This window comes from Enterobacter cloacae complex sp. 2022EL-00788 (assembly GCF_026627565.1).
GTDB classification, from domain to species: Bacteria; Pseudomonadota; Gammaproteobacteria; order Enterobacterales; family Enterobacteriaceae; genus Enterobacter; species Enterobacter pasteurii.
On sequence record NZ_JAPNMC010000004.1, the window covers coordinates 390,327 to 399,944 of the forward strand.

General features: G+C 52.4%; 7 protein-coding genes, 1 tRNA gene and 3 rRNA genes. 6 read left to right on the plus strand and 5 right to left on the minus strand.

What is annotated here, in order from left to right; genetic code table 11:
• The first annotated feature begins 20 nt into the window (after window positions 1-20).
• The 3 genes from fis to OWK27_RS08840 all read left to right on the plus strand — a co-directional run bounded on the left by fis (window position 21) and on the right by OWK27_RS08840 (window position 2,883).
• Window positions 21-317 carry a DNA-binding transcriptional regulator Fis gene (gene fis, locus OWK27_RS08830; protein WP_000462905.1) on the plus strand — a complete coding sequence of 99 codons (297 nt, stop codon included), beginning with the start codon at window positions 21-23 and terminating at the stop codon, window positions 315-317.
• 177 nt (window positions 318-494) lie between these two features.
• Entirely contained in the window at window positions 495-659 is a 165-nt protein-coding gene (locus tag OWK27_RS08835) for a DUF2556 family protein (RefSeq protein ID WP_176609355.1), read from the plus strand.
• Between the two features lie 139 nt (window positions 660-798).
• Window positions 799-2,883 (plus strand): putative bifunctional diguanylate cyclase/phosphodiesterase, encoded by a 2,085-nt coding sequence (locus OWK27_RS08840; protein ID WP_267590240.1) that lies wholly within the window; start codon window positions 799-801, stop codon window positions 2,881-2,883.
• On the opposite strand, the gene envR is transcribed toward OWK27_RS08840, so the two are convergent.
• A complete protein-coding gene (envR, locus tag OWK27_RS08845; RefSeq protein WP_267590241.1) occupies window positions 2,878-3,525 on the minus strand; it encodes an acrEF/envCD operon transcriptional regulator in 648 nt (215 codons plus the stop codon). The genes OWK27_RS08840 and envR overlap by 6 nt on opposite strands.
• Before the next feature lie 396 nt (window positions 3,526-3,921).
• Between envR and OWK27_RS08850 the strand changes: the two genes are divergently transcribed.
• The 3 genes from OWK27_RS08850 to OWK27_RS08860 all read left to right on the plus strand — a co-directional run bounded on the left by OWK27_RS08850 (window position 3,922) and on the right by OWK27_RS08860 (window position 8,651).
• A complete protein-coding gene (locus OWK27_RS08850; protein WP_267590242.1) occupies window positions 3,922-5,058 on the plus strand; it encodes an efflux RND transporter periplasmic adaptor subunit in 1,137 nt (378 codons plus the stop codon).
• 11 nt (window positions 5,059-5,069) lie between these two features.
• Entirely contained in the window at window positions 5,070-8,183 is a 3,114-nt protein-coding gene (locus OWK27_RS08855; RefSeq protein ID WP_267590243.1) for an efflux RND transporter permease subunit, read from the plus strand.
• A 246-nt stretch (window positions 8,184-8,429) separates the two neighbouring features.
• Window positions 8,430-8,651, plus strand: coding sequence for a lipoprotein (locus OWK27_RS08860; protein WP_006178893.1), 222 nt, complete (start codon window positions 8,430-8,432; stop codon window positions 8,649-8,651).
• A 325-nt stretch (window positions 8,652-8,976) separates the two neighbouring features.
• Here the strand turns inward: OWK27_RS08860 and rrf (OWK27_RS08865) are convergent.
• The 4 genes from rrf (OWK27_RS08865) to OWK27_RS08880 form a co-directional block, all read right to left on the minus strand.
• Window positions 8,977-9,092, minus strand: a 5S ribosomal RNA gene (gene rrf, locus OWK27_RS08865).
• 43 nt (window positions 9,093-9,135) lie between these two features.
• Window positions 9,136-9,211, minus strand: a tRNA-Thr gene (locus OWK27_RS08870).
• A 14-nt stretch (window positions 9,212-9,225) separates the two neighbouring features.
• A 5S ribosomal RNA gene (rrf, locus tag OWK27_RS08875) occupies window positions 9,226-9,341 on the minus strand.
• A gap of 64 nt (window positions 9,342-9,405) precedes the next feature.
• A 23S ribosomal RNA gene (locus OWK27_RS08880) occupies window positions 9,406-9,618 on the minus strand; the annotation flags it as partial.

Here is a 9,618-nt window from a genome sequence, read left to right on the forward strand (position 1 = left end):
AATAAAGAGCTGACAGAACTATGTTCGAACAACGCGTAAATTCTGACGTACTGACCGTTTCTACCGTTAACTCTCAGGATCAGGTAACTCAAAAGCCCCTGCGTGACTCGGTTAAACAGGCACTGAAGAACTATTTTGCTCAACTGAACGGTCAGGATGTTAATGACCTGTATGAGCTGGTACTGGCTGAAGTTGAACAGCCACTGTTGGACATGGTGATGCAATACACCCGTGGTAATCAAACCCGCGCTGCCCTGATGATGGGCATCAACCGTGGTACCCTGCGTAAGAAACTGAAAAAATACGGCATGAACTAATTTCGATTAGCTAAATGCTTGTTTAAAAAGGCGCTACTCGGCATGGGGAAGCGCCTTTTTTATCGCCCGGATCCGTAAGCGTCAACGCTTTGTAAACCTTCTCTTTCCCCACTTTTCAACGCCCGCTTTTCGTGTATATTTCCACCACCTGAAAGCTCTCTTTTCCCGGAATGACGCATGATTCGTAAATACTGGTGGCTGGTCGTTTTTGCTGTCTCTGTTTTCATTTTCGATGCGCTGCTCATGCAGTGGATTGAGCTGATGAGCACTGAAACCGATAAATGTCGCAATATGAACTCCGTGAATCCGCTCAAACTGGTGAACTGCTCAGAGCTGGAATAATTTCTCTACCGGGTTAGAAATCTGTTTACACCCAATAAAAACAGGGGTTTAAATCACTTTTCGTCATTTCCTGACGATGATAATGTCTGTGCCCTTTCCGACCGCTCATGCTTAACGTCCCTCAGCGAGTGAACAGACCATGCTGGTTAGCCAATACAACCAAATTCTTGTAGCCATCTCCTTTGTGGTCGCCATACTTGCTGCCTATACCGCCCTGAATATGGCGGCGCGCGTCGCCGGAAGCCGGGGAATGGCTGCACGCGTCTGGCTGGCGGGTGGCGGTGTTTCGATGGGTATTGGCGTGTGGGCAATGCACTTCATCGGCATGCTGGCGATGGACCTGTCCATGAGCATGAGCTACAGCATCGCCCTGACCGTGTTCTCAATGGTTATCGCCATCTGCTCGTCAATGTTCGCCCTGTGGCTCGTCAGCTGCGAGCAGCTGCGTTTACGCCGGCTGCTTCCCGGCGCAGCCGTGATGGGAACGGGTATTGTCGCTATGCACTACACCGGCATGGCGGCACTGAACGTTACGCCAGATATTATCTGGAATAAAACATGGGTAGCCATATCCGTGGTTATTGCCCTGGCGGCGTCACTGGCCGCTCTGTGGCTGACGTTCCGTTTACGGCATGAAGCCGCGCGAATGGCATTGATGCGGCTGGGGGCGGCAATCGCCATGGGGATCGCCATCGCCGGCATGCATTATGCCGGCATGAAGGCCGCACAATTTCCGATGTCAACGGTGGTTCACCATCACGGCATTAACGGCAGCTGGCTGGCGGTACTGGTGAGCGTGGTCGCGCTCGCGATCCTGGGGATCACTTTACTGGTGTCGATGTTCGATGCCCGCCTTCAGGCTCGTACTTCGCTGCTGGCCTCTTCACTGGCAGAAGCTAACCGTGAACTCGCGCAGCTGGCGTTACATGACACGCTGACGCGCTTGCCCAATCGAGTCCTGCTGGAGGATCGGCTCGATCAGGCCATCAGCAAGGCCGATCGCGAGGGAAACCATTTCGCGCTGATGTTTATGGATCTCGACGGCTTTAAAACCGTTAACGATGCCTACGGTCATGACGTCGGCGACAAGCTTCTGGTCGCGGTGACGCAGCGTCTGCTGTTGCAGCTAAAGGGTCAGTACACGCTGGCGCGTATTGGCGGGGATGAATTCGTTCTGCTGGCCGAAACCAGCAGCCCAGACGATGCGGCCTCGCTGGCCAATTCGCTGGTGCGCGTCATTGACAGCCCGTTCCATCTCGATCCTTACGAACTGATGGTCACGCTGAGCATTGGCATCGCGCTTTATCCGCACGATGGCAAAACCGATCGTGAACTGATGTTTAACGCCGATGCTGCGATGTATCACACGAAGCATATGGGCCGCAACGGCTATCACTTTTTCCAGCCGTCGATGAATACGCTGGCGCAGACGCATCTTCAGCTGATGAATGACCTGTGGCAGGCCATTGCCCGTAACGAGCTGCGTCTGCTCTATCAGCCAAAATTCCACGCTCCTGCCGGGCCGGTTCTCGGATTTGAAGCCTTGTTACGCTGGCAGCACCCAAAACAGGGCTTACTGTCTCCCGACCTGTTTCTGCCGCTGGCGGAAAAAACCGGGCTGATTATTCCGATGGGTAACTGGGTTATCGACGAGGCCTGCCGCCAGCTGCGTGAATGGCATCTTCAGGGTCATACGGACTGGTCAATGGCGGTGAATCTTTCAACGCTGCAGTTCGAACAGCCGTCGCTGGTGAAAACGGTCCTCGACTGTCTGGCGCGCCATAAGGTTCCGCCCGACATGCTCATTCTGGAAGTGACCGAGACCACCGCGATGAGCAATCCGGACGAAAGCGTTCGCCTCCTGACGGCGCTGACGGATGCCGGCGTCAAAGCGTCGATAGATGATTTTGGAACGGGCTACTCAAGCCTTCTCTATCTGAAGCGTCTCCCCGCCTGTGAGCTGAAAATCGACCGCGCTTTCGTCAAAGAGTTAAGTGGAGAGAGTGAAGATGCGACGATTGTCTCGGCGATTGTCGCTCTGGCAAAAACGCTTAACCTGAAGGTTGTGGCGGAAGGGGTTGAAACCGAGGCGCAGCAGCAATTTCTGACACAGCTGGGGTGTAATACGCTTCAGGGTTATCTGCTGGGTAAACCGATTACCGCGCAAGCCATTGAGGAACAGTGCCGGCACGGCGACATGTCGCCACCTCGGATGTCGTCATGAGGCTGTATCGTAACGCATTGGCGGCACCCGCGTAATATGCAGCGTCGCCAGAATATGATCCACCAGCGCCGGCGCCTGTTTGTACAGGTTAAAACTGTTGCTGTTCATTAACCAGTTTTTGATTATCCCGGTAAAAAAGCCGTGAAAAACAATCAGCGTGAGATCGATATTTATCTCTGAGGAGATCGCGTTCCCCGCAATGCATTGCTCCAGTCTCGTACGAAGAAAATCGTCGTTTATCCCAATGCGCCTGCGTATTTCATATTCTGAAATCATATCGCCATGAAATTCACACTTATGATACAGGATTTGTAAAAGAGCGCACTGTCGAGGCTCCCGCGCAATATATTGTAGCGTAACGATGAACTGTTCACGCAGTTTTAACAGCGGATCGTCCCCTTCCGACAGTAACAGCCTGTCGCGAATAACCTCGCGCAGCGGTAACTGTTGCTCCCAGATTGCGTTAAATATTTCTGATTTACTGGAAAAATGCCAGTAAACCGCCCCACGAGTCAGGCGCGCAGCATCGGCAATGTCCGTCAGCGTGGTGTTAGCCACGCCGCGAGCCGCAAACAGCCCGATAGCGGCTTCAATCAGCTGTTGACGGGTCTTTTGAGCCTCTTCTTTCTTTTTACGCGCCATACTCTGCTACTCATTACTCATGCGGTTAATACATCATCAAACCAAAATAAATGGACCGTATAAGTTAAAGTATTCACCATCGTCCGTATCGAGTTTGCACAAAAAAGGTCAGTCTCTTTAATTTATAATTCTGGCAAATGAATTGAACGCATTAAATTCACAAGGCATATAAATGTAGCCAGCAAAAATATTTTTGTTGGCTATCCTGCCAGAAATATAGCGTTGAATACACGCAAACAGATGCCGCGTGTACTTTTCGATGCCTTTCTCAGCACGTATAAATTAAAAAACATTAATTACCCTCATTATTATACGCCACTACATTTTATTTTTTGCCTCACGCCCTTTTACCGATTCACGGCCAGTATCGGCTTAAGGGTGGTTTAAGGAACAGTAATGACGAATTATTTCAGCCGCTTACCCTTATCCGGTTTAATTGTCTGCGCCGCGCTGCTCGCCGGGTGCGATGGACAAGAAAATCCACAGCAGCATCGCCAGGCTCCTCAGGTCAGTGTTCATATTGTTAAAAGCGCGCCACTGGCGGTAACCACGGAATTGCCGGGCAGAACGGACGCGTTTCGCGTTGCGGAGGTTCGTCCTCAGGTTAGTGGTATCATTCTGCACCGTAATTTTACCGAAGGCAGCGATGTCAAAGCGGGTGAATCCCTTTATCAAATCGATCCTGCTACCTATCAGGCAGCCTATGACAGCGCAAAAGGTGAGCTGGTAAAAGCGCAGGCGGCGGCAAACATTGCCCATCTGACGGTGAAACGCTACGTCCCGCTGGTCGGTACGCAGTACGTGAGCAAGCAGGAATACGATCGGGCGGTAGCAACCGCCCGGCAGGCGGATGCGAGCGTCGTTGCCGCAAAGGCTGGCGTTGAAAGCGCGCGGATCAACCTTGCCTATACGAAAGTCTCCTCGCCAATCAGCGGACGTATTGGCAAATCCAGCGTCACCGAAGGGGCGCTGGTCACTAACGGCCAGTCAACGGCGCTGGCAACGGTTCAGCAGCTCGATCCCATTTATGTCGATGTGACGCAATCCAGCAGCGATTTTATGCGTCTGAAGCAGACAAACCTGCAAAAGGGGGACGCCAGCAGCGTCGAGTTGCTGATGGAAAACGGCCAGCCTTATCCCCTGAAAGGAACGCTACAGTTCTCTGATGTCACGGTAGATGAAAGCACCGGCTCCATTACCCTTCGCGCCATCTTCCCGAACCCGCAGCATATGGTATTACCGGGTATGTTTGTCCGTGCGCGCATTGATGAAGGTACGCAGCCGAACGCCATTCTTGTTCCGCAGCAGGGCGTAACCCGTACACCGCGCGGGGATGCAACCGTCCTTGTGGTAAACGATAAAAACCAGGTGGAGTCTCGCACTATTGTTGCACCGCAGGCCATTGGCGATCGCTGGCTGGTGACGGAGGGGCTGAAAAACGGCGACCGCGTCATTACCAGCGGCCTGCAAAAAGTTCGCCCGGGCGTCACCGTTGTGGCTATTCCTGATACCGCCGCCACACCGGCCAGTTAAGGGATAACGACATGGCTACTTTCTTTATTCAACGGCCTGTTTTCGCCTGGGTACTCGCCATCATTCTGATGATTGCGGGCGGGCTGGCCATCTTACAGCTGCCTGTCGCGCAATATCCCACTATTGCCCCCCCGGCAGTTGCCGTGACGGCCACCTATCCTGGCGCTGATGCCCAGACGGTTCAGGACACCGTGACGCAGGTTATCGAACAGAACATGAACGGCATCGATAATCTGATGTACATGTCATCTACCAGCGACTCTGCCGGTAACGTCACCATTACTCTGACATTCGAATCGGGTACGGATCCTGATATTGCGCAGGTGCAGGTTCAGAACAAGCTTCAGCTCGCCATGCCGCTTCTGCCGCAAGAAGTGCAGCAACAGGGGATCGGCGTGGAAAAATCCAGCAGCAGCTTCCTGCTGGTGGCTGGTTTCGTTTCGGATAATAAAAGCCTCACTCAGGACGATATCTCCGACTATGTTGCCTCTAACGTAAAAGATGCGATTAGCCGTACTTCCGGGGTTGGCGACGTGCAGCTTTTCGGTGCGCAGTATGCAATGCGCATCTGGCTGGACAGCAACGCGATGAATAAATACCAGCTGACGCCGCTGGATATCATTAACCAGCTGAAAACGCAGAACGATCAGATTGCTGCGGGCCAGCTGGGGGGAACGCCGTCTGTACCTGGACAGCAACTCAACGCCTCAATTATTGCTCAAACGCGCCTGAAATCGCCGGAAGAGTTTGGCCGGGTCACGCTGAAGGTGAACCAGGACGGCTCAATGGTCCACCTGAAAGATGTGGCCCGCATCGAGCTGGGTGGCGAAAACTACAACATGGTCACCAAAATTAACGGTCAGGCCGCAACGGGACTGGGGATCAAGCTGGCAACGGGCGCAAACGCGCTGGATACCGCTGCCGCCATCAAGAGCAAACTGGCGCAATTAAAGCCTTTCTTCCCTCAGGGTCTGAAGGTTGTCTATCCATACGACACTACCCCCTTCGTGAAGATTTCAATTCATGAGGTGGTGAAGACGCTGTTTGAAGCGATCGTTCTCGTGTTCCTGGTGATGTACCTGTTCCTGCAAAATCTGCGGGCGACCCTGATTCCGACAATTGCCGTGCCGGTGGTGTTACTTGGCACTTTTGCGGTACTGGCTGCGTTCGGCTTCTCCATTAACACGCTGACGATGTTCGGGATGGTACTGGCGATAGGCCTGCTGGTCGATGATGCCATCGTAGTGGTCGAGAACGTTGAGCGCGTCATGGTTGAAGACGGGCTGCCGCCAAAAGAGGCGACGCAGAAGTCGATGGAGCAGATCCAGGGCGCTCTGGTGGGCATAGCCATGGTGCTTTCGGCGGTGTTTATACCGATGGCATTTTTTGGTGGTTCAACCGGGGCTATCTATCGCCAGTTTTCACTCACTATCGTCTCCGCAATGGCTTTGTCGGTACTGGTGGCATTGATTTTAACCCCTGCCCTTTGTGCAACGCTGCTCAAACCCATATCCAGCGAGCATCATGAAAAGAAAGGTGGTTTCTTCGGCTGGTTTAACGCGCTTTTTGATAAGAGCGTGGAGCACTACAGCAACAGCGTGAGCGGCATATTACGCAAAACCGGGCGCTATCTGCTGGTGTACGTCATCATAGTCGGCGGCATGGCGGTACTGTTCCTGCGCTTACCTACCTCCTTCCTGCCGGAAGAGGATCAGGGGGTGTTTATGACGATGGTTCAGTTACCGGCAGGTGCGACGCAGATGCGTACCCAGCAGGTGCTCGACCAGGTTCAGGACTACTATCTGACGAAAGAGAAAGCGAACGTCGAATCGGTCTTTACCGTAAACGGGTTTAGCTTCAGCGGTCAGGGCCAGAACTCCGGTATCGCGTTTGTCAGTCTGAAGCCGTGGGAAGAACGTCCGGGCCATGAAAACGGCGTTGGAGCCATCGTCAGCCGCGCGACGAAAGCGTTCAGCCAGATTAAAGATGGCCTTGTATTTCCGTTTAACCTGCCCGCTATTATTGAACTGGGCACCGCAACTGGCTTCGATTTCGAACTGATCGATCAGGCAAACCTGGGGCATACGCAGCTAACGCAGGCGCGTAACCAGCTGCTTGGCCTGGTGAGGGAACATCCTGAATTACTGGTCCGCGTTCGCCCTAACGGCCTGGAAGATACGCCACAGTTCAAGCTGGATGTCGACCAGGAGAAGGCACAGGCGCTGGGGGTGAGCGTGTCTGACGTCAATCAAACGATTTCAACCGCGCTGGGTGGCACCTATGTAAACGACTTTATCGATCACGGACGTGTGAAAAAAGTCTACGTTCAGGCTGATGCACCCTTCCGCATGCTGCCCGGAGACATTAACGGCCTGTATGTGCGTAGCGCTAACGGCGAAATGGTGCCGTTCTCCGCCTTCAGCAGCTCTCACTGGATTTACGGTTCACCGCGTCTGGAGCGCTACAACGGTATGCCATCTATGGAGATCCTCGGTGAGTCAGCGCCAGGTAAAAGTACCGGTGAGGCGATGGCAATGATGGAAAGCCTCGCGTCGAAATTGCCTGCGGGCATCGGCTACGACTGGACGGGGATGTCATACCAGGAACGTCTCTCCGGTAATCAGGCTCCGGCACTGTACGCCATTTCACTGATTGTGGTGTTCCTGTGTCTGGCAGCGCTCTATGAAAGCTGGTCAATTCCATTCTCGGTTATGCTGGTCGTGCCCCTGGGGGTAATTGGTGCGCTTCTGGCGGCTTCCATGCGCGGCCTTAACAATGACGTTTACTTCCAGGTTGGGCTGCTCACGACAATTGGCTTATCCGCCAAGAACGCCATTTTGATCGTGGAGTTCGCCAAAGATCTGATGGATAAAGAGGGTAAAGGGATTATTGAAGCTACTCTGGAAGCCTCGCGGATGCGTCTGCGGCCTATCCTGATGACTTCTCTCGCATTTATCCTTGGCGTTATGCCGCTGGTAATCAGTAGTGGTGCAGGTAGCGGTGCACAAAATGCCGTCGGGACGGGCGTTATGGGAGGAATGTTGTCAGCAACGTTGCTGGCTATATTCTTCGTTCCTGTTTTCTTTGTAGTAGTCCGAAGACGGTTTACAAAGCACAGGGATTAATAAACGATAAAGGCACCTCGGGTGCCTTTTTTATTCCATTGTTTTCTGGAAACAAAAAAACCGCCTCTCCACATTTCCTCCATTAATAATGTCCATCCTTCTTTTTTCTCCATGATTTTTACAATTCACACAAATTGAGATTATTCCCCGTGCTGCACGGGATTGTTGCGGTGGTAAAATATCAACCAGTTCGTTAATTGCCGCATCGGCTTTATAGCGAATAAGCGATTATTTTGAGGTAACATCATGAAAAGATTCATTTCCGTTGCACTTCTCGCTGCGCTACTTGCTGGATGCGCGCACGACTCTCCATGTGTACCGGTATACGACGATCAGGGCCGACTGGTTCACACCAATACCTGTATGAAGGGCACCACCCAGGATAACTGGGAAACAGCAGGTGCGATTGCCGGAGGCGCCGCTGCAATAGCAGGTCTGACGCTGGGTATTGTCGCTTTGACCAAATAAATCAGCCTTTAAAAGCGCGGCAATGTCCGCGCTTTTATTTTTTCTGATGTATTCGTTTTCTGTATTTCGTCAGGGCTTTTCTGATATCAACGCTATTCTTTAGCCTATATTATTTTCAGCCACTCCCCTTATTCTCACGCCTGGATATTCAGTTCACCGGGCGCTGACGTGCAGCATTTTATCTCTGCAATACAGGCTGATTAAAAGGCTTTAATATACCCGCCCAGTATTAACATTGCGAGTAAATAGAGGAAGAAGAGGTTGATTAACGGAAGCTATAACGCAAAAAGGCCATCCTTTCGGATGGCCTTTCTACTTGTTTGATGTCTGGCAGTTCCCTACTCTCACATGGGGAGACCCCACACTACCATCGGCGCTACGGCGTTTCACTTCTGAGTTCGGCATGGGGTCAGGTGGGACCACCGCGCTAAAGCCGCCAGACAAATTCTTTTACTTCTTGCCGAACTTTAACCTAAGTATAAAGTGGTGCTGATACCCAGAGTCGAACTGGGGACCTCACCCTTACCAAGGGTGCGCTCTACCAACTGAGCCATATCAGCACGCTAAATTTGATGCCTGGCAGTTCCCTACTCTCACATGGGGAGACCCCACACTACCATCGGCGCTACGGCGTTTCACTTCTGAGTTCGGCATGGGGTCAGGTGGGACCACCGCGCTAAAGCCGCCAGGCAAATTCTGTTAATCTGTATCAGGCTGAAAATCTGTCTCTTCGCCAAAACATCTTCGGCGTTGTAAGGTTAAGCCTCACGGTTCATTAGTATCGGTTAGCTCAACGCATCGCTGCGCTTACACACCCGACCTATCAACGTCATAGTCTTTAACGTTCCTTCAGGAGACTTAAAGTCTCAGGGAGAACTCATCTCGGGGCAAGTTTCGTGCTTAGATGCTTTCAGCACTTATCTCTTCCGCATTTAGCTACCGGGCAGTGCCATTGGCATGACAACCC